Raw genomic sequence first — 23,310 nt, 5'->3', positions numbered from 1 at the left:
GAGAGTTGGCCCCGGCTAGGAACGAGTCTTGGCCCCATTACGCGATCGCCCGGTCCATGGTCACGGGCGGTTTTTGGCCCCACCGCGGTTGATCGGCAGCGGGCATGATCTAAGGGTGCTGGTCGAGATTGAGAACGTGAGCCGGTTCGATTGGAGCCCGTTCCCGATAGTGCAGGTCCAGACTCCGGTGGGCCGGACGGCGGTGCCGTGGTGTGGCGCGCCGGATGCTGTCTTGGGGCGGTATGACGTCGAGTGGACGATCGACCTGGAGATCAGTTGGGGTGTGAACGCGAAGCTCGCGGCCGGGCCTGGGCCAGCGATCTTGGCGGGTGACCATTGCGTGATCTTGCGCGGGCGGTTGGGTTTGACTCCCGACGGTGCCGGCGTCCTGGATCTGGACGGGTCGATGATCCTGCTGGACTTCGTTGAGCCTCCGCCGGCAGAGGTGGACGCGAGCTGGGTGCAGATTTACGTTCCTCACAAGGATGTCCAGCTGCATCCGTTCGAGCTCTAGGCTGCCATCGCTCGCTTGTCCTCGGGGCGGACGCCAGAAGGCTGAAGTAGCGGCTGACCTGTCATTCGGCGCCGGCTATAAGAGCGGTTCTCCCCCGGTCGAGGATTTGGCCGGTTTGTTTCGGGCGTCGATTTGTCGATGTCGTCGGGTCAGGGTGCGGGCCGGCCGTCATCGTCCCAGAAGCCGCTCTCTGCGCCGGTGGCGTGGAGACCGGCGTGGAGAGCCTCGCCGGTCAACGCGGCCGGCGTGCTCGGGTTGGCGCTGCCGACGTGAATCCGTGTGAGCGGATTGGCGAAGGCCAGGCGCTGGGCCTTGAGGACGCCGAACAGGTCATGCAGGACGTGAGCGTCGCCAGCCCGGTGTTTGCGGTCGTCGAGCCAGTCCAGCACGTCTTGGCGGGTGACCTGCCGGAGAGTGGTGTAGCGGTCGGTGATCTCGGTCAGGAAGGGGTGGGCGGCCGCCGGCAGGGTGAAGGTGGTGATACGGGGACGGCTCGCCGCCGTGGGGTGCCGTGTCGTAGCACGGTGATCCAGACGACGAGGTCGTCGCCGGCGGCGAACAGGACTTCGAGCACGCGCAGGCCGGAGACGCCGTGCGGGCTCATCGCGGTGACGGTGCTGGCCTTGACGGGCTCACCCGGTTCGTGGCAGCTGGCGATCATCCGTAGACCGCGGCGGACCTGAGGAACAGTTGCTGGCCGGTGCTGGCCGCAACGGTCAGGTCCAGCGCGGTCTTGCAGTGGGGTCCGGCGATCAGGCTGGCCTGCCGGCGGCAGAGCCGGCAGACGCCGTCGTCGACCGGGAAGGCTTGGCGGGCGCAGGTGCGGCAGCGGCGTATACGTGGCCTTCCAGGAACGCTTCCTGCCCGCAGGAGGCTGTCGGGCAATTGGTTCGGGTTGGCCCCGGGTGGTGAGTTGTAGGGTCTTGATCTTGCGTGATCGGCGGGGCGAGCGGTTGTTGTCGGTGGCGGCTGGTAAAAAGAGTCCTCTCATACAGGCGTACGAAGGTGGGGACGATGGCCGTGGCGGGCGTGGAGGCCCGTGGGTTGACCACGGAGGAGTTGGACGGGTTCCGGGACGCGTTGGCGGCTGGGCGTAAGCCGAGGGTGCAGTTCACCGAGTCGGCGGGGCAGATTTCGGGGCAGATCGGGCAGGTGGTGGCGCTGGAGGATCCGGCCGTCTCCGAGGAGTGGGTGGTGGTCCGCTTCGGGCGGGACGAGTTGCCCTTCTCCCCCGGTGATCTGCGGATCGCGCCGAAGGGTGCGGCGGCGAGGAAGGCGGTGCCGGTGGTCGAGCCGGAGCCGGAGCCGGTGTTGTCGGGGCCGGAGTTTTTGATCGACAAGCCGATCGAGAGGCCGAAGCCGGCGCCGGTGCAACGTAAGAGCGAGGACGTCATGGACAAGGAAACGCAGGATGTGTCGGCGCCGGCTCCGCGTAAGGCGGTGCGGGCGGTGAAGGCGAAGCCCTCGCCGTCGTTGACGGTGACGCTGGCGTATGGCGAGGGTGAGTGGACCATCGGTGCGACGCAGGGCGCGAAGGCGCTGGCGAAGCCGTATGTGATTCGGCCGGCTGAGGCGTTGAAGATGGTTCAGTTGATCGATGTGCCGGGGGTGCAGGAGGCGGTGGAGCAGATCCTGTCGGCGGAGCGGTCGGAGGCGGAGCAGCAGGCGCAGAAGTTGCGGGCTGAGCTGGCCGAGATCGAGGCTCGGCTGGCGGAGCTGGGCGAGGCCGGTTCCGCTTCGTCGTGATGGCTGGGTTTACGAAAAAGGCGCCCGCACGTGTGTGCGGGCGCCTTTTTGGTGGGTCGGTTACTGGGCGCTGATGGTGCCTGTCGCGAGCAGGAGGATGAGCAGGGAGCCGAGGGCGAGGCGGTAGAAGATGAAGATGCTGTAGGAGTGCTTGGCGACGAATTTGAGCAGCCAGGTCACCGAGAAGTAGGCGACGACGAAGCTGACCGCGGTCGCGACGAGGGTGTTGGTCCAGCCGACGCCGTTGGAGATGTTGTCGAACTCTTCGTAGCCCTGCAGGAGCGATGCGCCGGTGAGGGCGGGGATGGACAGGAAGAACGAGAGTTTGGTGACGGTGACCCGGTCCAGGTCGCGCAGCAGGCCGGCGGACATGGTGGAGCCGGATCGGGAGATGCCGGGGATGACGGCGAGGCACTGGACGACGCCGATGATGAGGGCGTCTTTCCAGGTGACGTCGTCTTCGTGGCGGACCTGGGTGGCGGCGTGGTCGGCGAAGGCCATCACGCCGGACCAGAGGATGAGGGCGCCGGCGACGAACCAGAGGCTGCGCAGGGTGGTTTCGATGGCGTCTTTGAAGGTGAGGCCGGCGATGATGATCGGCAGTGAGCCGAGCAGGACGGCGATGGCGAATCGGAAGTCCGGGTGGCTGCGCTGGTCCTTTTTGGCCAGGCCGCGGAAGAACGCCGGGACGATGCGCACGATGTCCTTCATCAGGAAGATGATCGTGGCGAGGACGGCGCCGGACTGGATGATCACCGTGAAGGCGGTGATGTCCGGGTCGTCGAGTTTATGGCCGAAGAGTTTCTCCAGGATGGTCAGGTGACCGGTGCTGGACACCGGGAGGAACTCGGTGACGCCCTCCACAGCGCCCATCACCACTGCTTCGAAGATGTTCAAACCCTGATCCCGCCCTGTTTGTAGCTAAATCTGGCCGGGACAGAGCATAGGGGGACGTGTCACGCCGTCCTGCGGCGGTCCCGGGCCGCCGCGATCGTGTACGCGGGGTCACGATCCAGGTTGTGTCGGTCACGGTCGTAGCGGCGGGTGGTGCGCGGGTCGGCGTGCCCCATCGCGTCCTGTACGTCTTCCAGCGGTACCCCTTCGGCGCGGGCCGTGGTGGCGAAGGCGTGCCGCAGGGAGTGCGGTGACAGCTTTTCGGAGCCGGCGATTCCGGCTTCGGCGGCGAGGCGGCGGACCAGGCGGAAGACGGCGTGCCGGTCGAGGCGGGCGCCGGAGGCGGTGGCGAAGAGCGGGCCCTGCTGCGCGCCGCGTACGCGCAGGTATTCGTCGAGGGTCGCGGCAGCCGACGGGGCCAGGACGCGGCGGCGGGGGCGGCCGCCTTTGCCGACGAAGCGGACGGTGCGGTGCCCGCGTTCCCAGCCGAGGTCGGCCAGGTCGAGGCTGACCAGTTCACCGACGCGCAGGCCGAGGTCGGCCAGGAGGGTGAGCACGGCGCGGTGGCGGGTGGCGGCCGGGCCGGCCTGAGCGTCGGCGGCGGCCAGCAGCGCGTCGACCTCCTCGGCGGTGAGGCCGACGGTGGCGGAGTGGTCGCGGTCGACGTAGGGGCGGTCGGCGCCGCCGACGGGGTTGGCCGCGACGGCGCCGAGTTTGACGAGGAAGGCGTACCAGCTGGAGAGGCCGGAGAGCTTACGGGCGACGGTCGCGGCGGCCATCGGCCGGGCTTCCAGGCCGCGGGCGTACGCGTTGACGTCGAGGAAGGACGCGGACAGCGGGTCGAGTCCGCGTTCGGCGCACCAGGTGAGCCAGGCCGTCACGTCACGGCGGTAGGCGTCTCGGGTGTGGTCGGACAGTCGCCGGTTCTCCAGCCAGGCGTCGGTGAATTTGGTGGCTGACGCGGTGACGTGGGGCAGCAGCGACATGTGTGCCATCGTGTCAGTTCTCGATCACGGTGCCGTCCGCGACATGCCAGTGGCGGGTGTGGCCGACCGCGTCGGCGAAGTACCGGTCGTGGCTGACGATCAGCAGGGTGCCGCGGTAGCGGCGCAGGGCCTCCTCGATGACGTCGAGGGCGTCGAGGTCGAGGAAGTTGGTCGGCTCGTCGAGCAGCAGCACCCGCGACGGACTGTTGACCAGGACGGCGAGCAGCAGGCGGCGCAACTCCCCCGCCGACAGGTCGCGCAGGCGCGCGCTCCATTGCTCGGGCTCGAACTGGTGGCCGGCGAGCAGGTGTTCGGCGTCGTCGGCGTAGACCGGGACCTGGGAGCGGAAGTAGTCCATCACCGTGGTGGTGGTGCGCAGCTCGTCGGCGGTCTGTGGGAGCACGGCGACGTGTGGGTGCGCGGCCGCGATCGCGCGCAGCAGGGTGGTCTTGCCGGAGCCGTTGCGGCCGGTGATCAGGATGCGGTCGGCGCGGGTGACGTCCAGGTCGACGTGGTCGAGCAGGGTGCGCTCGTCGTAGCCGACGGTGAGGTCACGGATCTTCAGGACGATCTCGCCGGGGTCGCCGTCGTCGTCGGGGAAGGCGAGGGTCAGCGGTGGGCGTTTGCGGGGTTCGGCGATCCATCGTACGGAGGCCATCTGCCGGCGTAGCCGGTTTTCCCGGACCTTGGCCTTGCGGGCGACCAGGCGCGCCACTCGTCGCAGGTGCGGGGCTTCGGCGCCGGAGCGGACGGTGTTCTCGACGCCGCGGGCGTAGCTCTTGGTGCGTTCGATGTCGGCTTCCCAGCGGGCGCGGTCCTTCTCCTGGGCCTCGTAGTCGAGCAGCAGGCGTTGCCAGCGGCGTTGCTTCTCCTCGCGGTAGGCGGTGTAGCCGCCGCCGGGATAGTCCTGGGGTTGCTGGTCGATGCCGTCGAGCTCGATGATCCGGGTGACGGTGGCGTCCAGGAACGCGCGGTCGTGGCTGACGGTCAGGACACCGCCGGGGTACTGCTGGAGCCAGTCGCGCAGCCAGGTGGCGCCCTCGGCGTCCAGGTGGTTGGTGGGTTCGTCGAGCAGGAGCAGGTCGGGGGTGCTCAGCAGGGCGCGGGCGAGCATCAGGCGGGCCTGTTCCCCGCCGGAGATCGCGGACAGCGGCAGGTCGTCGTCGAGGTGGTCGATGTCGAGGCGCTGGCGGATCTCGGTGAGCCGGGTCTCGGCGGTCCAGCCTTGCAGGGCGGTCCAGCGTTCCTGCGCGTGGGCGTAGGCGTCGAGGACGTCGTCGCCGTCGGTCAGGCGGGCTTCCAGGGCGCGCATGGCGGTGATGACGTGTGCGAGTTCGCCGAGGCCCTCGGTGAGGTAGGCGGCGACGGTTCCGGTGGGGTTCGGGACCTGCTGGGTCACGTAGGCGATGCGGGCGCCGGGTGGCCGGGTGACGCTGCCGTGGGTGGGTGGCAGGTCGCCGGCCAGCACGCGCAGCAGGGTGGTCTTGCCGGCGCCGTTCGGGCCGACGACGCCGATGCGGTCACCGTCCTGCAGGACGAGGTCGAAACCGGAGAAGAGCAGGTCGCCGTCGTGGGCGCGGGCGAGATTGCTGGCTTTGAGGTGTGCGGGCATGGCGGCCTCCGAGAGCAAAGATCAACACCGATTGGGGCGTACGGGGTGTTGGTTGCTCTCACATGAGTCGCTCGTGCTCCCTTGGCTCTCGGCTGCGCGGACAACTCTGCCTCGGGGCGCGGGCGGGCCGCAACCGAAATTGGTGTGGGCAACGCGTCACCGGCGGGTTCGGCGCGGGTCGCGCGCGGTCAGGGCCGCCGCGACGGCGTGCAGGCGGTGCCGCAGCAGGTCGTCCGACCAGCAGTTCTCGTCGAAGTGGGCGACGCGGATGCGCTCGTCGCGGGTTGCCAGTCGCAGCAGCGCCGGGGCTGCGCCGGCCGCGCCGATCGTGACGAGGGTGTCCAGCGGGTCGACGGGGTTGCGGGGGTCGAAGGGCTGCTGCCGTGGACTTGCGTGGCCGTCGGCGACGGCAGAGATCAGGGGGCCGGCCAGCTCGTCGGCGGGGACGCCCAGGCCGTGCAGGGCCACGGCGGCGCCGTTTCGGGCGTACCACTCGGATGTGAGAAGTCTGCGCAGCTCGGGCTGCAGGTCGCCGCAGGCGCCGAGCTCGGCCAGCAGCGCCGCCGCCGGGCCGGCCGGAGCGAACCCGGCCCGCAGCACCGCCCGCAGGGTGGGCAGGACCTGTTGCGCGTCGCCGGTCGCGCGCCAGGCCACCCGGGCCGCCGCCACCCTGCTGTGGCGCTCGTCGTGGTCTCGCTCCGGCGCGTCGCCGGTGAGCCGACGCCGGAGCGCCGGCAGCAGGACGGCGGCCGCCGTTGCGGCGTCGGCGACCAGGTCCAGCTCGTGGGCGCTGGGGGTGTCGCGCCTTCCCGGTTCGAGGCGGATCGCGGCGGCGGCGATGAGCGGCCCCGGGTCGCCGGTCAGCGTCAGCACGGCGTGACCGGCCCGGATGTCGCCGCGAGAGGCCAGCTCGGTCAGGGCCGCGACGGCCGGAGCGGCCGTGGCGGGATCGGGCGCCAGGATGCGGGTGAGGGCGCGGGCGGCCATCGCCGAGTTGTCCGGCAGGACGGCGATGATCTCGGGGACGGCGTCGGCGGCGGCCGGGCCCCAGGCGCTCAGGACGGCGAGCAGGTCGTCGCGGTCGTCGCGGGGTCGCGTGGCGTGTGACACCCGCGCCGGCGCCACGGGCAGGGCGGCCAGCCGGCGGCGGACGGCGGCGAGCACGTCCGGGTCGAACGGCGGCCGGAGACCGCTGAGCAGGCCGAGGGCCTCGTCGGCGAGCAGCGGCTTCGCGTAGCCGGGATGACCGAGACGGATCAGGATCTCCAGTGCGCCGTGGTCGCTGTGGCCGGCGGCGCTCAGCAGCAGGTCGGCCACGGGTGCGGCGGCCTCACCGGCGGCCAGGGCGGCCTGGGTGGCGGCCGTGCGCACCTGCGGATCCGCGTCGGCGAGCAGGGTCCGTAGCGCCGGGAGCAGGCCGGTCGTGGCGGACCGCGAGCTCCTGAAACGGACGACGAGGCCGTAGGCGAGGCTCGTCCGGGCGTCCGCGGACTCGGCGCGGGCCATCGTCGTGGCCAGGTCGACGGCCTCGTCGGCACCGGCGGCGGTGAAGATCCGGTCCCAGCCGGGGCCTTCGCCGGACCACGGGTTGTCGTCGGGATCGAGGCGGGCGAACGCGTCGGCGACCGATGCCCGGGCGGCGGCCGGCAGCGGACGGCCGGCGAGCACGACGGCCAGCGCGGCCGCGGCCCGGATCTGCGGGGCGGGGTCGCGGAAGGCGGCGTCCAGCAACGGCTCGGCGGCGACCGGGTCGAGCATGGCGAGGCCGGGGAGGACGTTCGCCCGTACCCCGGGATGGGTCTCGGTGGTCCAGAGGTGGTGCAACGCGTCGGTGAAGTGCGGGCCGCTCCACGCGGCCGCGTAGGCGGCGTACCGCCGGATCTGCGGATCCGGATCGGCGAGCGCCGCTTGCAGCGGCCCGCTGTGCACGGCGACGGCGGCCCGGACCGCGTGCCGCGCCGGCCCGTTGACCTGTTCCGGGTCGCACAGGCCGCCGAGAATGTGCAGCAGGTGGTCGCGACGGTGGACGCCGGGTGTGGTGGCGAGTTCGATCAGGAACGGGACGACCGCGACGGTGGCCGGATACACCGAGCACTGGTGCCAGATGCTGGAGAGGAGCTCGTAACGTCCCTCGCCGGCGGTCTCGGGAAACGGCGAGGCGATGTCCCGCAGGATCGCGGGCGTCTCGGTGCACGGGCCGTAGGCGCCGTCCAGCGCGGACCAGTCGATGTCGTCGATTCCGTTCAGCACCGGATCACCGTATGCGGTGCCGGCACGGCCGCCGGGCGGACCAATTCGCCGAACCAATCCGGTGCGGTTGCCGGAGTTAGCCGGCGTTAGGCTGCTGCTGTGGCCTTGACCAGGCCGCCCTTTTTCTCCCGCCGCGCGCGTTGATGGCACGACCGTCCGTAGTACGTGGGCTTGCTTCGCACCTCACCTGGAATTGGACTGTGTGTCATGCCTAGTCAGCGTCTTGCCAACGTGGCCAGTTCGCCCGTGCGGGATCTGCTCGCCCTGATCGAGCGACCCGAAGTGATCTCCTTCGCCGGTGGGTTGCCGGCGCCGGAGCTGTTCGATGTCGAGGGCTGGCGGGCCGCCTTCGACACGGTGCTGTCCGGTGCGGGCGCCCGCCGGCACCTGCAGTACGCCCCGACCGAGGGTGACCTGCGGTTACGTGGTCACATCGCGGCCCGTACGACGCGGCGGGGCCTGCCGACACGGGCTGAGGACCTGCTGGTGACGACCGGGTCGCAGCAGGGGTTGACCCTGGTGGCGGCGGCACTGCTGGATCCGGGCGCGACGGTGGTGGTCGAGGAGCCGACGTATCTGGCCGCGCTGCAGTGCTTCAGCATGGCGGGCGCGCGGATCGTGCCGGTGCCCTCGGACGAGCAGGGGGTGGATCCGGCGGCGCTGGCCGAGGTGTTCGAGCGGGAACGCCCGGAGCTGCTGTACCTGGTTCCGACGTTCGCCAACCCGACCGGGCGCACGCTGGGCCGGGCGCGGCGGGAGCGGGTCGCCGAGCTGGCCGAACGGTACGGTGTCTGGATCGTCGAGGATGATCCGTACGGTGAGCTGCGCTATCGCGGTGCGGCCCTGGAGCCGGTCGCGTCGCTCAGCGAGCGGGTGATCTACCTGGGCAGCCTGTCGAAGATCGGTGCGCCCGGGCTGCGGCTCGGGTGGGTGCGTACGCCGCGGGAGCTGCGCTCGGCGCTCGTCGTGGCGAAGCAGGCGGCCGATCTGCACACCTCGACGATCGATCAGGCGGCCGCCGCCGAATATCTGTCCGTGGCCGATCTGGACGCTCACGTGCGGGGGCTGTGCGCGGCCTACCGGGAGCGCCGCGACACCATGCTGGGGCTGCTGCCGCGGGTTCTGCCGGACGGGGCGGTGTGGAGTGATCCGGACGGCGGGATGTTCGTGTGGGTCACGCTGCCCGGCGGGGTCGACACGGCGCGGGTGCTGCCGGTGGCGTTGCGCCATGACGTGGCGTTCGTGCCGGGGGCGCCGTTCTTCGCCGGCCGGGCCGAGCCGGCGACGCTGCGGCTGTCGTTCAGCTCGACCAGCCCGGAGCGGATCAGCGAGGGCATGCGGCGGCTCGGCGAGGCGGTACTTTCGGCCGGGGTCGCGGCGTGAGAACCGGTCGCGGGTACCGGGCGCGCGACCGTCGAGTTTGGGATGCTTCAACGGTCTGAACCCCTGATGTGAAGGGAACACCCGCGATGGCGAAGCTCGTCTCGACTCTGTTCATCTCGGCCGACGGGGTTGCCGAGATCGATCCGGACTGGCATTTTCCGTACTTCGACGATCACATGGGGCGCGCGGTCAGCGAGGATTACGACAGCGCGGACGTGCTGCTGATCGGCCGGGAGACGTATGACAGCTTCGCCGGGGCGTGGCCGCAGCGGGAGGCCGCCGGCGAGCAGGACGCGCCGTTCGCCAAACAGCTCGGGGACATGCGCAAGGTGGTGGTGTCACGGCGGCCCGCGCAGTTCAGCTGGCGTAACAGCGAGCTGCTGGCAGGCGATCTCGTCGCTGGTGTCACGGCGCTCAAGGCGGATCCGGCGATCAAGGGGTTGTTGATCCCGGGGTCGATCTCGGTGGTGCAGCAGCTGCTTGCGGCGGGGCTGGTCGACGAGTTGCGGCTGCTGGTGCACCCGGTGGCCGCGCGTAAGGGGCGGCGGCTGTTCGACGACGGGGACAGCCCGTATCACCTGACGGTGGTGACGGCCGAGGTGTTCCCGACCGGGGTCATCCGGGTGATCTACGCGCCCGCCGAAGCGCCGGGCAAGGTGGGGTATGACGAGGTCAAGGGGCAGGTTCCCACCGGCAGCTGACCGGCTTTCACGCGTGAGGTCGCCCGGATCGGCGAGGTCGTGGGGCTGACGCGGACCACGACCCCGCCGGGCGACGGCCGCATCAGGCGGCGGTGGCGAGGCGTTCGCCCTGAGCGTCGGTGATGCTCAGGCGGGTGGCCATCGTGCTGCGGGCGGCGATCTGCGCCGCGTAGGCGGCACGCTTGCGGGTGACGCAGCTGTCCTTGACGGCCGGGCCGCTGACCTGCTCCATGTGGATGCTCAGGCCGTCGCGCAGCAGGGCCAGGGCCTCGGTGCGCAACTGCGAGACGCGTGACTCGGTGACGCCGAGTTCGGCGGCGACCTCACTGAGCGGGCGCTCCTGAAGGAAGGAGGACTCGACGACGAACCGCAGGCGCTCGGGCAGCACGACGACGGCGTCGTGCAGGTAGCCGAGGCGCTCGCGGTGCAGCAGGGTCTCCTCCGGGTTCATCGCCGACTCGGTGACCATGTCATCAGCGGAGCCGGTGGCGAAGCCCTGCAGCGACAGGACGGCGGCGCGCTGCACGTCGTCGTCGACGTTGCTGAGCTCGCCGACCGCGACGCCCAGCAGCTCGGCCAGTTCCTCGGTGGTCGGGGTGCGGCCCAGCTGGCGGGTCAGCTCCTCCCGGGCCACGTCAGCGCGGCGAGCGCGGGCGCGGACCGAGCGGCTGGCCCAGTCCATGCTGCGCAGCTCGTCGAGCAGGGCGCCGCGGACACGGACGGCGGCGAACCGGCCGAACGGGATGCCGCGGCTGTCGTCGTACGCCTTCGCGGCGGTGACCAGCGCGGCGTAACCGGCCGAGGCCAGGTCGTCGCGGTGCACGTGCGGCGGCACCTTGAACAGCATCTCGCGGACCATGTGGCCCACCAGGGCCATGTTGTCGCGGATCAGCTGCTCCTGCTCGCGGGTGACGGAGCAGACGGCGGACTTGTTCGCGGTCGCGGTCATTTCGGTTCCCCCCGGAATGTCGGTTGCTGGGGGAACTTTTCGCGGCTACGGGTGCAGCGAATGGCCACTCTTAGTTGCCGGTCGGTTGCACCGCGAATTTCTTCTCAACTACGGCGCAGCGGCCCCGTCGGCATCGCCGCGGGTGTATCAGCGGCCTCGATGGCACCACCGGACCCGGCGCGACCGAGGGCGGGAGCGGCGTACGGCCGGGTCAGTCGATCAGCCACCCGTTGTCGACGGCGAGACGGACCGCCTCGGCGCGGGTGCGGGCACCGGTCTTACCGATCGCCGAGGACAGGTGATTGCGTACCGTACCGTCGGAAAGACGCAGTTCACGGGCGATATCAGCGACCGTGCCGCCATCGCTGGCGGCGCGCAGCACGTCCGTCTCCCGTTCGGTCAGCGGCGAGTCGCCGTGCGCCAGGCTCTGCGCGGCCAGGGCCGGATCCACCACCCGCAGGCCCTGATGGACGCGGCGGACCGCGTCGGCCAGTTGCCGGGCCGGAGTGTCCTTGACGACGAAGCCCCCGGCCCCGGCGGCCATCGCCTGGCGCAGGTAGCCGGCCCGGCCGAAGGTGGTCACCATCAGCACCTTGCAGGCGGGCAGGGCCTCGTTGAGCAGCCGCGCCGCGGCGATCCCGTCCAGCCCGGGCATCTGCACGTCGAGCAGGGCCACGTCGACCTCGTGCGCGCGGGCCGCTTCGAGCACCTCGTCGCCGCGGCCGACCTCGGCGACGACCTTGATGTCGGGTTCCAGGTCGAGCAGGGCGGCCATCGCGCCACGTACCAGGGCCTGGTCGTCGGCGAGCAGCAATTTGATCAAGAGGGGACCTCCACTCGTACTCGGAATCCCGGCCGGTCCCCGCGTCGGCCGGCGGTCAACTGCGCGCCCATCTCCTCGGCCCGCCGGCGCAGCCCGGCGAGGCCCTGCCCGTTGCCCGTCACCGTGCCCGGGCCCGGGCCGTCGTCGACGATCTCGACGCTGTCCGGGCTCAGCCGGACCTCGGCGTTGCACGCCCGGCTGTGCCGCACGATGTTGGTGACCGCCTCCCGGATCGTCCAGGCGAACAGCTCCCGGTTGCGGGTCGGCACGTCATCGGCCGCGCCAGGCAGTTCGGCCTTGACGTCGGCCGCGGCCAGGGCGGCCTTGGCGGCGGCGATCTCACCGGGCAGCGAGATGCCGCGCATGCCCAGGGCGGTCGCCCGCACGTCCGCCAGCGCGTCGCGGGCCAGCGCCTCCAGACCCTGCAGCTCGGCGCGGGCCCGTTCGAGATCCACGTCCAGCAGCCGCTGGGCGAGCTCGGCCTTGACCGCGACGACGGTCAGCGAGTGGCCCAGGATGTCGTGCAGGTCACCGGCGATCCGGGACCGTTCGTCGGCGACCGCCAGGTCGGCGAGCTCCTGCTGCGCCTGGATCAGCCGGGCCTGGCGTTCGAAGGCCAGGCGCATGCCCCAGGTGGCGGCGGCGGCCAGCACGACCGCGAGGGCGTACCCCTGGCTGACGGCATGCCAGCCGGGCGCGAACCGGATGGAGACCTCCACCACGAAGGCCACCGCCAGCGCCACGGCGAGTCCCTGCCGCAGCGGCAGGCCCATCACCGCGGTCGCGCTGAGATACACCGCGCAGGTCAGGGTCGACTGCCCGGCCGCCGGCAGCTGCAGCAGTGCCAGGGCCAGCATGACCGCCAGGCCGATCCAGACCGGCAGCGGGCGCGGGTACAGCACGTCCCCGCGCATGCGCCGGACCATGCCGATGATCGCCATGTAGACGCCGGCGAACAGGGCCAGGGCGGCCAGGCCGACATCACGCCACACCCCGGCGGGATGGTCGAGCAGGGCGTTGAGGTTCTCCCCCAGGTAGAACAACCAGATCGCGGCGAACACCCAGCCGAAACGGAAGCCTCGGCCGGGTGCCTCGGGTGTCGCGGACGCCATGACAGGAAAGGTACCGGTGGGTCAGACCCGAGCGGTGTCGCGGCGGAACCGCCACATCGCGCCGACGGAGAAGACCAGGGTCCAGACGGCCACGTTCACGATCGCCTGCCACAGGTGACCGGACTGGGTGACCGGGTAGCGGGCCAGCTCACCGACGCCGTACACCGGGGTGAACTTGGCGACCGTGGCGAACGTGTCGCCGAGCGTGTCGAGCGGGACGAACAGGCCACCGGCGAACGACAGCAGCGCCAGCGCCGGGCCGAGGATCTGCATCACGTTCTCACTGGGCAGCAGGTAGCCCATGAACAGGCCGAACGCGGCGAACACCAGGGCGCACACCCAGGCCAGCAGGGCGCAGGCGATCCACTCCCCGACCGGCAGGTCGGCGCCGAAGAACACGCCGGTCACGTTCACCACGACCACCGACACCAAACCGATGATCATCGCGATGGTGAGCTTGACCGCGACGTACGCGGCGGGTTTGAGCGGGGTGAGGCGCAGCTGCCGGCTCCAGCCGGCGGCCCGTTCGATAGAGACCATCGCGCCGCCGGAGGTGGTCGCCAGCATCGCGCCGTAGACGGCCATGCTGATCAGCACGTAGCCGGTGACGTTGCCGTCGCCGACCCGCTCGTGCTTGTAGTCCGCGCTGGTCCCGAACAGGATGAAGAACGCCGGCGGCATGATGACGCTGAACACGACGGTGCGCTTGTTGCGGACCAGCCGGCGCAGCTCCAGGGCGATCATGCCGAGGCTGAAGCCGCCGAGGGCGGGCAGGGCGCGGGTCTGCGGGGTGGCGGTGGTGGCGGTCATGCCGCGGTCTCCTCGTCGGCGGTGAGGGTGAGGAACGCGTCCTCCAGGTTCCGGGAGGTGATCTCCAGGTCCCGTGCGTCGGTCTGGGTCAGCAGGTGCCGGGCGATCGCGTCGGTGTCGCGCCCGTGCAGGTAGACGCTGTCGCCGCGGACCTCGCAGGATTCGACGCCGGGCAGCCGGGAGAGGTCGGCCGGCTGGGCGCCGGGCAGGGTGGCGCGGACGGTGCGGCCGGCCGCGAGAGCCTTGATCTCGGAGGCGGTGCCGTCGGCGACGATCCGGCCGCGGCGCACCAGCACCACCCGATCGGCGTACGCGTCGGCCTCCTCCAGGTAGTGGGTGGCGAAGATGACCGTCCGGCCGCCCTGGGCGTCCTCGCGGATCGCGTCCCAGAACTCACGGCGGCCACCGACGTCCATGCCGGTCGTCGGCTCGTCCAGGATCAGCAGCTCCGGATCGGGCAGCAGGGCCATCGCGAAACGCAGCCGCTGCTGCTGGCCGCCGGAGCACTTGCCGACCAGCCGGTCGCCGAGGTCGGCGATCCCGGCCCGCTTGAGCGCGACCGCGACCGCCGAGCGGGGGCGGCCGAACAGCACGGCGGTCAGCCGTACGGTCTCCTCGACGGTGTAATCCTTGAGCAGGCCACCGCTCTGCATCACCGCGGAGACCAGCCCCAGCGCGACCGCCTCCTGCGGGGCCCGGCCATAGACCCGGACCGTGCCCTCGGTGGGCTGCGACAGCCCGAGCAACATGTCGACCGTGGTCGTCTTGCCGGCGCCGTTCGGCCCCAGCAGGGCGACCACCTCCCCGGGGCGGATGCGCAGGTCGATCCCGTCCACGGCGGTGACCGTGCCGAATCGTTTGACCACGCCGTCCAGGTTCACGGCCGGCTGCCCCGTAGCGGCGGCCGCGAGATCGGTTGAAGCGGTGAGCGTCATGAGGACATCCTGTTGTGCGGACGCGGCCGGGACCCCCGTCATGCGTCACGGCTCGCTCATGACATCCGTCAGTATGTGCTTGGCCCGTCAGCGCCCATCGTCGACACTTCCCGGATGGAACCGACGCAGAGCGCCCTGATCGTTCCGATTCCGGAGGCCGAACCGGCCGTCGCCGACCTGCGAGCCCGCCTCGACCGTTCCGCTTCGTGGGGTGTGCCGGCCCACATCACGGTCACCTTCCCGTTCCTGCCGCCGAAGCAGCTGAGCCCCCGGGTGCTCGCCGCGGTCCGCCTGATCGCCGCCGGGGTGCCGCGCTTCTACCTGAGCCTGGACAGGGTGAGCTGGTTCGACAAGCGGGTGCTGTGGCTCTCGCCCAACCCGGCCGAGCCGTTCCGGGAGCTGACCAACCGGCTCGCGGTCCGCTTCCCCACCGCCCAGCCGTACGGCGGCCGGTACCCGGAGGTCGTCCCCCACCTGACCGTCGGGCAGGACGGGCCGGACCTGCCCGAAGCGGCCGCCGAAGTGGCGCCGAAACTGCCGATCCGGGCCCGGGTCACCGCCCTGCGGCTGATCACCGGCCGCCCCGAGCCGGGCGACTCCTGGCAGACCCTGACCGACTTCCCGCTCGGCTGACAACCCTTCCAAAACCCCATTCCTCCGGTACGACCTGTGGGGCCCCGTGCGGATCCCGCGCGACGTCGCCGCCGCACCGGGCGCTGCCGTGCCCTGTCGAGTGGGCGCGCATCGTCAGGGCGGCGCGGGGGTGATCACAGAACGGCCGGACCTCACGAAACTCGGATGAGCAGGGGATGCCGCCGCTGTTAGCATCGCCGCCATGGCACGAGGTATCTGGTCGCAGAAGGTTCGCACCGCCCGCTGACGGCGGCGCGACCTGTCTGCTGAATCCGCGCTCGCCGTCCCGGTCCCCGCCGGGCGGCCGCTTGTCGCTGCCCGGCTCCGCCGCGAGCCGTGGAGCTTCGTTGAATCCCGTCCCGAACCCCGAAACCCTGTCCGCGCCCGTCGAAGCGGGCGACAGCGCACACCTGCGCGCCGAGAACGTCGTCGTCGTCCGCGGGTCCCGGCGTGTCCTGAACGACGTCTCGGTCACCGTCTCCGCCCGCTCCCGAATCGCCGTCGTCGGCGAGAACGGCCGGGGCAAGACCACGCTGCTGCACGTTCTCGCGGGCCTGATCCCGCCCGACGCGGGCACCGTGCACCGGGCCGGCACGATCGGCCTGGCCCGCCAGGAACTGGCGGTGCGCCAGGGTGCGACCGTCGGCACCCTGACGGCCGAGGCGCTGGCCGACTCGCTCGCGGCCCTCGCCGCGCTGCAAGAGGCGACGGGCGCGCTGGCCGCCGGCGATCCCGAGGCCGGCGACCGGTATGCCACCGCACTCGAGACCGCCACCCGACTCGACGCGTGGGACGCCGAACGCCGGATCGAGGTCGCCCTCGAAGCCCTCGGCGCCTGCACCGACCGCGACCGCACGCTGTCGACGCTGTCGACCGGGCAGCGTTACCGGGCCCGGCTGGCGTGCCTGCTCGGCGCGCGCCACGACCTGCTGCTGCTCGACGAACCGACCAACCACCTCGACGCCGGCGGGCTGGACTTCCTGACCCACCGGCTGCGCGAGCACGACGGCGGTCTGGCCGTCGTCAGTCACGACCGGGCGCTGCTGCGCGACGTCGCCGACCGGTTCCTCGACCTCGACCCGACCCGCGACGGCGGGGCACGCCTGTACGTCGGCGGCTATGACGCCTGGCAGGAGGCCCGGCGGCGCGAAGGTGAGCACTGGCGGCAGGAGTACGAGGAGCAGCAGCTCGAGCAGCAGCGGCTGCGGGAGGCGGTATCGAGGGCCCGTGACCGGCTCTCCACCGGCTGGCGGCCGGACAAGGGAACCGGCAGGCATCAGCGCCAGTCCCGCGCGCCGGGCGTCGTGCGGGCCCTGAACAGCCGGCAGGACGCCCTGCGGGCACATCGGATCGACGTGCCGAAGCCGCCGCCGTCGCTGCGCTGGCCCGAGCTGGACATCCGGCCGGGTGCGCCACAGGTACGGGCGCATGGTGTCACCGTCGACGGACGCCTGGGCGGTCCCGTCGACCTCGCCCTCGACGGCGGCGACCGGCTGCTCGTCACCGGGGCCAACGGCGCCGGGAAGTCCACACTGCTCGCGGTCCTGGCCGGAGCATTGCAGCCCACGCATGGACACCTCTGGACGGCGGCGCCCGCACGGATCGCCCTGATCACTCAGGAGGACCGTGGCTTCGGCACAGGGGACGCCGAACGCCGGGGCGACGTCGGCCTCGAAGCCCTCACCGCGGGCGAGGTGTACACCCGCCACGTCGGACGGCTGGTGGCCCGGGAGGCCGACGTCCTCCCGCTCGGGGCGTTCGGGCTGCTGGACTCCGAGGCGATGCGTACGCCGGCCGGGCGGTTGTCGCAAGGGCAGCGGCGGCGCCTCGATCTGGCGTTGGCGCTGGCCGGATGGCCCAGCCTGATCCTGCTCGACGAGCCGACCAACCACCTGTCGGCGGCCCTGGTCGACGAGGTGACCGACGCTATTCGTCGTACGAGTGCCGCCGTGGTGGTCGCCACGCACGACCGCCAACTGTTGCGGGATTTCGCCGACTGGCCGCGCCTGGAGATCGACGGCGGGTAGAGGGTGCCGCCACTGTCCACAGGCGGAAGCTCCGGGTGGCGGTTGTCCACAGGCGGGACATGGGCACGTGCGGGGACGGGCATGATGGGCGGCATGAACAGCAACCCGATCCGGCACATCACCGTCGACGCCCACGACCCGCTCAAGATCGCACAGTTCTGGGCGCAGGTCACCGGCTATCCGGTGGACGACGACTCGGATGCCGAGGGGGCGCTGCTGAGGTCGCCGTTCGAGCAGTCGCCCGGGCTGCTGTTCGTTCCGGTGCCGGAGGACAAGACCGTGAAGAACCGGCTGCACCTGGACATCCAGCCACCCACCGGCACCCGCGACGAATTCGTCGACGCGATGCTGTCGCTGGGCGCGACCATTTACGAGGACCACCGCAACCCCGACGGGACCGGCTGGGTCACCATGCGCGACCCGGAGGGCAACGAGTTCTGTGTGGAGCGCAGTGCCGGTGAGCGCAGCGCGACCTGAACGCGCCGTGGGACGGCACGATCGTGCCGTCCCGCGGCCGGGTCCGGTGCCCCGGGTCCGGTGCGCCTGGGTCCGGTGTTCCCGCGAGGGCCAGTCGCCTCGTCCCCCGGCGAGCCTGGGCGCGTGAAGTGGCGGGCTACGCCGAGGCGGGTCGCAGCCTCGGTCAGGAGGGCTTGGCGGCCTCGCGCTTGCCGCGCTTGCCCAGGGGCACCTCGGACATGTCGACGGTCTGGGAGGTGATCTTCTTGTAGCCGTAGCCGCGCTGGTCCAACCACGCGATCGTCTTCGCCTCGGCCCGGGCGGTGACCCGCGGGATCTCCTTCTCGTCGGTGACCTGCTCGGCGAAGCGGAACGTGAAGAACGGCCGGGCCGCGATGTCGTAGGTGACGTGCCCCTGCTCGGTGTACTCGACGGTGAGCAGGTCGTCACCCCCGTCGGCCTTCAGTTCGGCCTTCTGCTCGTCGGTCAGGTTGTCGAAGGATCCGCGTACGGTCACGCGAATCGTGCGGCTGTCGCTCATCGGGTCAGTATCAGCGCGAGCCCACGGCCGCGACACCGGTTTACCCGCGCCGGCCACCGAGCCTGTGAGCCGAGACGGTTCCGGATTACCCGCACCGGCCGCTGCGCTCGTCGGCGGGCCGAATTTGCTGGATTGGTGCGGTTGCTCCCGGGCGTTACCGTCGCTCACTGAAATGGCGATCATGGCGAATTGTGGGGAGTTGACGCGGATGAAACTGAGCAGGACGACGCGGGCCCGGGCGCTGATCACGGTGCCGGTGACCGCGGCCCTCGTGCTGGCCGGCACCGCCTCGGCGGCATCGGCCAGCAGCGCGCCGCCGGCGGCGAACGGTTACGACGTGTGGTGTGTCTCGGTGACCGGCGCGAAGGCGTGCTTTGCCGCATACGGTGATCGGGTCTGGGTCAAGGACACCAAGGCGAACGGCGAGAACGCCGCCGGCGTGATCCAGGGACCGCACTGGGCACGGCGCTGCATCAACGACAAAGGCGCGGCCTCCGGCTGGGTGATGTGCGACTTCGACGTGCCGGAGTACCAGGACGGCCTGCTGTGGGCCGTGAACAACCCGTTCATCGGCAGCCAGGGCAGCGTAAAGATCAACACCGGCAACCTGATCTGATCCCGGAGCCGGGCCGGCTTCGCCGAATACGCGGAGAAGACCGCCGGGATCCGCACGATCCCCGTCCCGCCGGGCACAGCGGGTCAGCGGGCGAGGAACTCGTTGGCGCCGCGCAGCCGGGTCCGCAGCACCTGCTTGGCGCGGTCCAGGACCAGGCGGACGTCGCCGGGGCGCTGCAGGCCCAGCGCGGCCAGCGAGGCCGACGGGATCGCGGCCGGGTCGAGGCCGTCGCGGTGAGCGACCAGAACGCCCAGGTCGTAACGGCTCACCGCGTCGGCTCCGGCCACGTTCAGGACGCCGGCGAAGTCGCCGGACGCGAGTTCGAGCAGGGCGTCGGCCAGGTCGTCGACGTGGACCGGTTTGCGGATCTCGTCGGTGAACAGGGCGCCCTCGACGCGGCCGGCGATCAGCTCGCGAGTGAGTAGTTCGTGGGCGCCGTTGCCGTCGCCCAGGATCAGCGACGTGCGTACGACGGCCGCCGACGGGTCGATCGCCCGGACCGCGGTCTCCGCGGCGGCCTTCGCGGCGCCGTACCGGTAGACCGGGTCGGGCAGGGCGGACTCGTCGTAGTGGACGTCGCGACCGGAGAAGATCGCGTCGCTGGAGACGTGCACCAGGCGGATCCCGCGGGCGGCCATCGCCACGTGCGCGGCGCCGTCCGCGGTGGACGGCCAGTCGTTGCGGTCCCGGCCGGAGGCCGTGTGCACGATCGCATCCGGCCGGACGTCGGCCAGGACACGGCGGAGGTCATCGGGGTCGCGGATGTCCAGGCGCACCTCGGCGGTCGGCGCCGGGGCCGCCAGGTAGGTGCCGACCGGCTCCCAGCCGGCCACCGCGGCACGGGCGAAAACCCGCCGGCCGAGAGATCCGCTACCACCGGTGATCAACACGCGTCCCGTCACACCGCGCAGCCTATCCGGCGCACGGCAAAGCGTTGTGCATCGCGAAGGCCACGCCGGGCGGCTCAACCGGCGTATCGGAGGGCGTTTTGCAGGGCGGTTGGCGAAGCGGGCAGCAGCGGCAGCCGTACCGCGGGGGTGGGAATGCGGCCCTGTGCGTGCAGGACTGCCTTGATCACCGTGGGGTTGGGCTCGGCGAACAGGGCCGTTGACAGCGGCGTCAGCTCATGGCCCAGCTTGCGGGCGGTGGATACGTCGCCGGTGCGCCAGGCCGTGGCCAGCGCGACGAAACGGTCCGTGGCGACGTGCGCGGAGGCGAGGATTCCGCCGGTGGCGCCCAGGGCGAGCAGCGGGGACAGGTAGATGTCGTCGCCGCTGAGCACCGCGAAGTTCGGGGGCGGGTCGGCCAGCAGGGCGATCACGTCGGCGTCCAGCGTGCCGGTCGCGTATTTGATGCCGATCACGCGGTCGAGCGTGCCGATGGCGCGCAGGGTCGCCGCGTCGAGGGGCTGGCCGGTGCGTGGGGGTACGTGGTAGATCACCAACGGGACCGGGCTGATGGCAGCGAGGGCGGTGAAGTGCGCGAGGACGCCGGCCGCACCGGGGCGTACGAACGGCGGGACCAGGCTCAGCATGGCGGTGACCTGCGGGAACTCCGCGCCGGGGCGGGCGCCGGCGGGCAGCGGGGCGTGGAGGCCAGCGCCGGGGCGGGCGCCGGCGAGGAGTGGGGCGTGGAGGCCAGCGTCGGGGTGGGCGCCGGCGAGCAGCGGGGCGTGGTGGTGGGCGCAGACCTTTGACAGGACGGTCAGGATGTCGTGCTGTTCGCCGGGGGTCAGCGCGGACGGCTCGCCGGTGGTGCCCAGGGCGACGAGGCCGGTGGCGCCCGCTTCGAGAATCTGGTGGGCGAGGCTTTCCAGTGCGGGGTACGCGACCGCCCCGGACTCGTCGAACGGGGTGATCATTGGGACGAATACGCCGGTCAGCTCCATGGTCACCAGCGTTGTCCGCCTGGAGCATCAGGTCCAGTTCACGTTTCTGGTGCTGTTCGTAAGCTGAGCTGATGCTCGACGTGCGGAAGCTTCGGCTGCTCTGTGATCTGGAACGTCTGGGGACGATCGCCGCGGTGGCGCAGGCCCGGTCGTATACGCCCAGCGCGGTGTCACAGCAGCTGGCCACCCTGGAACGGGAGGCCGGGGTCGCCCTGCTCGAACGCAGCGGCCGCCGAGTCGCGTTCACGGCGGCCGGACAGGTGCTGGCGCGGCACGCGGCCACCGTTCTCTCCGCGCTGGAGGAGACCGACGCGGCCCTGGCCGCCGTGCGGAGCGGGCCGGCGGGACCGCTGCGGATCGGGGCGTTCCCCACCGCGGTGCGGACGTTGCTGCCGGCGGCGCTGGTCACGCTCGGCTGTGACCATCCCGCCCTGGAGCTGATGGTGACCGAGTTGGATCCGGCGCAGGTGCCGGCGGCGCTGCGCGAGCGGCGCCTGGATGTGGGGCTGCTCAACGACTACGACGTGGCGCCGGGGGACGTGGATCCGGACCTGGACTCGGTGCCGTTGCTGGAGGAGACGGTGTTCCTGGCGGTGCCGGTCGCGGTCCGGTGCGGCACGCTGGCCGAGGCTCGCGACCAGCCGTGGATCATGGCGAGTGAGGGGACGCTCTGCCATGACGTCACGCTGCGGGTGTGCGCGGCGGAGGGATACCGGCCCCGGGTGCGTCATCGGGCCGATGACTTCGTGACCGTCCTCGCCCTGGTCGGGGCCGGCCAGGGGGTGTCACTGGTGCCGGAGCTCGCGGCGTCACCGGTGGAAGGGGTCCGTCTGCTCCCGCTCGGGCTGCGGCGGCGTACGCGGATCGCGTACCGGAAAGGGGCAGCCGGCCACCCGGCTGTCGCCGCCCTCGTCGCGGCCCTGAGTTGAGCCGGGATCAGAGCCATCTCAAATTGGGAAACGCCCAATTGCTCGGGCCTGACCAGCCGCGGTTTTCTGCCGCCTCCAGCCTGGCTGCCGGGTGATCAAATGGAGCCTTACGGTCGGACCGATCATGTGGCCCAAAACGGTCCGACCGTAAGGCTCCATGCCCCTTTTCCAGCCTCTGGGCATATGCCCTTTCCGGACCGAATTGGCCGGCCGCTTGAGTTGTGGCCAGCCTTGGCGAGCGCCACGGTAAGTAGCCTGTTCAACAGGGATTATGCCTGTCTGGGACGCCTCGGCCGGGCGTCTCGATCTTGGCCTTATCGTACTTTCGGACGATGCCATTATGCCTGAACGGACGATATTCGAAAAAGCGTCGTTTGACGTACGAGGCGACGTGATCGGCTTATCCATGTAGAACCTTTTCAGAAAGGACTTACAAATGGACAAGCTAAGGCGCTTGCTGATGAATGGAATTGGTCTGGCAACGGGCGCGTTCATCGGAGTGGCACCCGCAGCCGCGACACCGCCCACCGATCACGTTCCAGCAGGTATCGGGAGCATCGGTAGTGGCGCCAAGGCGCCCGGCGGCAACAAGCCGATCTTCGCGAACCAGGCCGCCGGCAAGTCGTTCGCCGCGTACGGGGCGAAATCGATCCCGGATCAGGAGGCACTGCAGGTACCGCCTGACGAAGAGCCACCGGGTTCGACCGAACCGGACTGGTGGAAGTACGAGTTCCCGAACCGGAAGTACACCCCGGACTGGGATAAACCATCCCAGAAACCACCCGACACAGAACCACCAAGCTCAACCGAACCGGACTGGTGGAAGTACGAGTTCCCGAACCGGAAGTACACCCCGGACTGGGATAAGCCGTCTCAGAAACCGACCGGCGAAAAACCACCGAGCTCAACCGAACCGGACTGGTGGAAGTACGAATTTCCGAACCGGAAATATACCCCGGACTGGGATAAGCCAAATTCAGGCCAGTTCGAGAATCCACCCCAGTCCGACAACTCGGAACCGCCAGGGTTCGAGCCGCCGCCCGGAGGTTTTCGGTGACCGACCCGCAGTTCGGGTAGTTCCGGCAATCCGGCCCGTCGCCGGAGTGCGGCCGACAGCAACGGCTCAGGCCTGCGGTGATGCAGCTTCGTGAAGTGCCCTGGGCCCAGCCTGGATCGAGGCGAAACCGGGCGACGATCTCTCGATCGAGAGTCGCAGGTCGCAACCTATACCGGCTGCGACCTGCGACTCTTTGTGCGTGGTGGGCTTCGGAGCCACCCGGCTGCTGATCAGTCGTGTGCGTCCGGCGGTGTTTTCGGGCCCAGGCCCGGCGTTGTCAGGGTTCCCGGGTCCGGCGGCTTGTTCGGGCCTGATCCCGGCGTCGTCAGGGTTGATGTATCCGGCGGGCCGAGGCCCGGGGTCGTCAGGGTCGATCCGTCCGACGGTGGCGTTGTCAGGGGTGCTGCGACAGCAGGCGCAATTCCGATCATGGCGCCTGCTGTCAGAC

General features: G+C 70.9%; 24 protein-coding genes. 10 read left to right on the top strand and 14 right to left on the bottom strand.

The features are described 5' to 3' along the window. Nucleotides 1–115: 115 nt before the first annotated feature. On the top strand, nucleotides 116–514 hold the full coding sequence (locus CHC09_RS24925; RefSeq protein ID WP_089295617.1) for a hypothetical protein: 399 nt from the start codon (nucleotides 116–118) through the stop codon (nucleotides 512–514). A gap of 149 nt (nucleotides 515–663) precedes the next feature. Here the strand turns inward: CHC09_RS24925 and CHC09_RS24920 are convergent, their stop codons facing one another. Continuing rightward, the gene (locus tag CHC09_RS24920) at nucleotides 664–903 is read right to left on the bottom strand and encodes a hypothetical protein (protein ID WP_089295616.1); all 240 of its coding nucleotides are present in this window, start codon (nucleotides 901–903) and stop codon (nucleotides 664–666) included. Between the two features lie 50 nt (nucleotides 904–953). Continuing rightward, nucleotides 954–1,175, bottom strand: a complete 222-nt coding sequence (locus tag CHC09_RS24915) for a hypothetical protein (protein ID WP_089295615.1) — start codon at nucleotides 1,173–1,175, stop codon at nucleotides 954–956. A 353-nt stretch (nucleotides 1,176–1,528) separates the two neighbouring features. Here CHC09_RS24915 and CHC09_RS24910 point away from each other — a divergent pair, with 353 nt between their 5' ends. Next, the gene (locus tag CHC09_RS24910; protein ID WP_285551796.1) at nucleotides 1,529–2,260 is read left to right on the top strand and encodes a hypothetical protein; all 732 of its coding nucleotides are present in this window, start codon (nucleotides 1,529–1,531) and stop codon (nucleotides 2,258–2,260) included. A gap of 60 nt (nucleotides 2,261–2,320) precedes the next feature. On the opposite strand, the gene CHC09_RS24905 is transcribed toward CHC09_RS24910, so the two are convergent. The 4 genes from CHC09_RS24905 to CHC09_RS24890 form a co-directional block, all read right to left on the bottom strand. Next, a complete protein-coding gene (locus tag CHC09_RS24905; RefSeq protein WP_089295614.1) occupies nucleotides 2,321–3,157 on the bottom strand; it encodes an undecaprenyl-diphosphate phosphatase in 837 nt (278 codons plus the stop codon). Between the two features lie 59 nt (nucleotides 3,158–3,216). Further along, entirely contained in the window at nucleotides 3,217–4,149 is a 933-nt protein-coding gene (locus CHC09_RS24900; RefSeq protein ID WP_089295613.1) for a tyrosine-type recombinase/integrase, read from the bottom strand. A gap of 4 nt (nucleotides 4,150–4,153) precedes the next feature. After that, nucleotides 4,154–5,752 carry an ABC-F family ATP-binding cassette domain-containing protein gene (locus CHC09_RS24895; RefSeq protein WP_089295612.1) on the bottom strand — a complete coding sequence of 533 codons (1,599 nt, stop codon included), beginning with the start codon at nucleotides 5,750–5,752 and terminating at the stop codon, nucleotides 4,154–4,156. Between the two features lie 156 nt (nucleotides 5,753–5,908). Continuing rightward, the gene (locus CHC09_RS24890) at nucleotides 5,909–8,002 is read right to left on the bottom strand and encodes a HEAT repeat domain-containing protein (RefSeq protein WP_089295611.1); all 2,094 of its coding nucleotides are present in this window, start codon (nucleotides 8,000–8,002) and stop codon (nucleotides 5,909–5,911) included. A 207-nt stretch (nucleotides 8,003–8,209) separates the two neighbouring features. Between CHC09_RS24890 and CHC09_RS24885 the strand changes: the two genes are divergently transcribed. Further along, entirely contained in the window at nucleotides 8,210–9,385 is a 1,176-nt protein-coding gene (locus tag CHC09_RS24885) for an aminotransferase-like domain-containing protein (protein ID WP_089295610.1), read from the top strand. 86 nt (nucleotides 9,386–9,471) lie between these two features. Then, on the top strand, nucleotides 9,472–10,086 hold the full coding sequence (locus CHC09_RS24880) for a dihydrofolate reductase family protein (protein WP_089295609.1): 615 nt from the start codon (nucleotides 9,472–9,474) through the stop codon (nucleotides 10,084–10,086). A gap of 82 nt (nucleotides 10,087–10,168) precedes the next feature. Here CHC09_RS24880 and CHC09_RS24875 read toward each other — a convergent pair whose 3' ends face one another. From CHC09_RS24875 to CHC09_RS24855, 5 genes are all read right to left on the bottom strand, one after another. Beyond that, complete coding sequence (locus tag CHC09_RS24875; protein WP_089295608.1) at nucleotides 10,169–11,035, bottom strand: sigma-70 family RNA polymerase sigma factor; 867 nt, start codon at nucleotides 11,033–11,035, stop codon at nucleotides 10,169–10,171. A gap of 211 nt (nucleotides 11,036–11,246) precedes the next feature. After that, nucleotides 11,247–11,858, bottom strand: coding sequence for a response regulator transcription factor (locus CHC09_RS24870; RefSeq protein ID WP_089295607.1), 612 nt, complete (start codon nucleotides 11,856–11,858; stop codon nucleotides 11,247–11,249). Then, nucleotides 11,855–12,970 carry a sensor histidine kinase gene (locus CHC09_RS24865; protein ID WP_089295606.1) on the bottom strand — a complete coding sequence of 372 codons (1,116 nt, stop codon included), beginning with the start codon at nucleotides 12,968–12,970 and terminating at the stop codon, nucleotides 11,855–11,857. Before CHC09_RS24865 ends, CHC09_RS24870 begins: the two co-directional genes overlap by 4 nt. Before the next feature lie 21 nt (nucleotides 12,971–12,991). After that, nucleotides 12,992–13,780, bottom strand: a complete 789-nt coding sequence (locus CHC09_RS24860; protein WP_089295605.1) for an ABC transporter permease — start codon at nucleotides 13,778–13,780, stop codon at nucleotides 12,992–12,994. After that, a complete protein-coding gene (locus tag CHC09_RS24855) occupies nucleotides 13,777–14,715 on the bottom strand; it encodes an ABC transporter ATP-binding protein (protein ID WP_089295604.1) in 939 nt (312 codons plus the stop codon). Before CHC09_RS24855 ends, CHC09_RS24860 begins: the two co-directional genes overlap by 4 nt. A 114-nt stretch (nucleotides 14,716–14,829) precedes the next feature. Here CHC09_RS24855 and CHC09_RS24850 point away from each other — a divergent pair, with 114 nt between their 5' ends. From CHC09_RS24850 to CHC09_RS24840, 3 genes are all read left to right on the top strand, one after another. Beyond that, the gene (locus tag CHC09_RS24850; RefSeq protein ID WP_089295603.1) at nucleotides 14,830–15,348 is read left to right on the top strand and encodes a 2'-5' RNA ligase family protein; all 519 of its coding nucleotides are present in this window, start codon (nucleotides 14,830–14,832) and stop codon (nucleotides 15,346–15,348) included. Nucleotides 15,349–15,695: 347 nt separating this feature from the next. Further along, on the top strand, nucleotides 15,696–17,375 hold the full coding sequence (locus CHC09_RS24845) for an ATP-binding cassette domain-containing protein (protein WP_089295602.1): 1,680 nt from the start codon (nucleotides 15,696–15,698) through the stop codon (nucleotides 17,373–17,375). Between the two features lie 93 nt (nucleotides 17,376–17,468). Beyond that, nucleotides 17,469–17,852 carry a VOC family protein gene (locus tag CHC09_RS24840; protein ID WP_089295601.1) on the top strand — a complete coding sequence of 128 codons (384 nt, stop codon included), beginning with the start codon at nucleotides 17,469–17,471 and terminating at the stop codon, nucleotides 17,850–17,852. Between the two features lie 163 nt (nucleotides 17,853–18,015). Here CHC09_RS24840 and CHC09_RS24835 read toward each other — a convergent pair whose 3' ends face one another. Beyond that, on the bottom strand, nucleotides 18,016–18,372 hold the full coding sequence (locus tag CHC09_RS24835; RefSeq protein WP_089295600.1) for a DUF6204 family protein: 357 nt from the start codon (nucleotides 18,370–18,372) through the stop codon (nucleotides 18,016–18,018). Between the two features lie 208 nt (nucleotides 18,373–18,580). On the opposite strand from CHC09_RS24835, the gene CHC09_RS24830 reads away from it, so the two are divergent. Continuing rightward, nucleotides 18,581–18,988 carry a hypothetical protein gene (locus CHC09_RS24830; RefSeq protein ID WP_089295599.1) on the top strand — a complete coding sequence of 136 codons (408 nt, stop codon included), beginning with the start codon at nucleotides 18,581–18,583 and terminating at the stop codon, nucleotides 18,986–18,988. Between the two features lie 83 nt (nucleotides 18,989–19,071). Here CHC09_RS24830 and CHC09_RS24825 read toward each other — a convergent pair whose 3' ends face one another. Both CHC09_RS24825 and CHC09_RS24820 read right to left on the bottom strand, forming a co-directional pair. Continuing rightward, nucleotides 19,072–19,890, bottom strand: coding sequence for an SDR family oxidoreductase (locus CHC09_RS24825; RefSeq protein ID WP_089295598.1), 819 nt, complete (start codon nucleotides 19,888–19,890; stop codon nucleotides 19,072–19,074). A 62-nt stretch (nucleotides 19,891–19,952) separates the two neighbouring features. Continuing rightward, on the bottom strand, nucleotides 19,953–20,876 hold the full coding sequence (locus tag CHC09_RS24820) for a dihydrodipicolinate synthase family protein (RefSeq protein WP_089295833.1): 924 nt from the start codon (nucleotides 20,874–20,876) through the stop codon (nucleotides 19,953–19,955). Between the two features lie 71 nt (nucleotides 20,877–20,947). Here CHC09_RS24820 and CHC09_RS24815 point away from each other — a divergent pair, with 71 nt between their 5' ends. Beyond that, nucleotides 20,948–21,805, top strand: coding sequence for a LysR substrate-binding domain-containing protein (locus CHC09_RS24815; protein WP_089295597.1), 858 nt, complete (start codon nucleotides 20,948–20,950; stop codon nucleotides 21,803–21,805). 436 nt (nucleotides 21,806–22,241) lie between these two features. Continuing rightward, nucleotides 22,242–22,862, top strand: a complete 621-nt coding sequence (locus tag CHC09_RS24810; protein WP_143232523.1) for a hypothetical protein — start codon at nucleotides 22,242–22,244, stop codon at nucleotides 22,860–22,862. Nucleotides 22,863–23,310 lie beyond the last annotated feature (448 nt).

It is taken from the genome of Actinoplanes regularis (assembly GCF_900188005.1).
GTDB classification, from domain to species: domain Bacteria; phylum Actinomycetota; class Actinomycetes; order Mycobacteriales; family Micromonosporaceae; genus Actinoplanes; species Actinoplanes regularis.
This window is presented reverse-complemented; position numbering and strand designations above follow the sequence as displayed.

Bases quoted from the DNA above. Each gene is read 5' to 3' on its own strand.
- CHC09_RS24830 (WP_089295599.1), top strand. From the start codon at position 18,581: ATGAAACTGAGCAGGACGACGCGGGCCCGGGCGCTGATCACGGTGCCG.
- CHC09_RS24815 (WP_089295597.1), top strand. From the start codon at position 20,948: ATGCTCGACGTGCGGAAGCTTCGGCTGCTCTGTGATCTGGAACGTCTG.
- CHC09_RS24850 (WP_089295603.1), top strand. From the start codon at position 14,830: ATGGAACCGACGCAGAGCGCCCTGATCGTTCCGATTCCGGAGGCCGAA.
- CHC09_RS24810 (WP_143232523.1), top strand. From the start codon at position 22,242: ATGGACAAGCTAAGGCGCTTGCTGATGAATGGAATTGGTCTGGCAACG.
- CHC09_RS24855 (WP_089295604.1), bottom strand. From the start codon at position 14,715: ATGACGCTCACCGCTTCAACCGATCTCGCGGCCGCCGCTACGGGGCAG.
- CHC09_RS24875 (WP_089295608.1), bottom strand. From the start codon at position 11,035: ATGACCGCGACCGCGAACAAGTCCGCCGTCTGCTCCGTCACCCGCGAG.
- CHC09_RS24900 (WP_089295613.1), bottom strand. From the start codon at position 4,149: ATGGCACACATGTCGCTGCTGCCCCACGTCACCGCGTCAGCCACCAAA.
- CHC09_RS24840 (WP_089295601.1), top strand. From the start codon at position 17,469: ATGAACAGCAACCCGATCCGGCACATCACCGTCGACGCCCACGACCCG.
- CHC09_RS24835 (WP_089295600.1), bottom strand. From the start codon at position 18,372: ATGAGCGACAGCCGCACGATTCGCGTGACCGTACGCGGATCCTTCGAC.
- CHC09_RS24860 (WP_089295605.1), bottom strand. From the start codon at position 13,780: ATGACCGCCACCACCGCCACCCCGCAGACCCGCGCCCTGCCCGCCCTC.
- CHC09_RS24885 (WP_089295610.1), top strand. From the start codon at position 8,210: ATGCCTAGTCAGCGTCTTGCCAACGTGGCCAGTTCGCCCGTGCGGGAT.
- CHC09_RS24820 (WP_089295833.1), bottom strand. From the start codon at position 20,876: ATGGAGCTGACCGGCGTATTCGTCCCAATGATCACCCCGTTCGACGAG.
- CHC09_RS24865 (WP_089295606.1), bottom strand. From the start codon at position 12,970: ATGGCGTCCGCGACACCCGAGGCACCCGGCCGAGGCTTCCGTTTCGGC.
- CHC09_RS24910 (WP_285551796.1), top strand. From the start codon at position 1,529: ATGGCCGTGGCGGGCGTGGAGGCCCGTGGGTTGACCACGGAGGAGTTG.
- CHC09_RS24880 (WP_089295609.1), top strand. From the start codon at position 9,472: ATGGCGAAGCTCGTCTCGACTCTGTTCATCTCGGCCGACGGGGTTGCC.
- CHC09_RS24895 (WP_089295612.1), bottom strand. From the start codon at position 5,752: ATGCCCGCACACCTCAAAGCCAGCAATCTCGCCCGCGCCCACGACGGC.
- CHC09_RS24915 (WP_089295615.1), bottom strand. From the start codon at position 1,175: ATGATCGCCAGCTGCCACGAACCGGGTGAGCCCGTCAAGGCCAGCACC.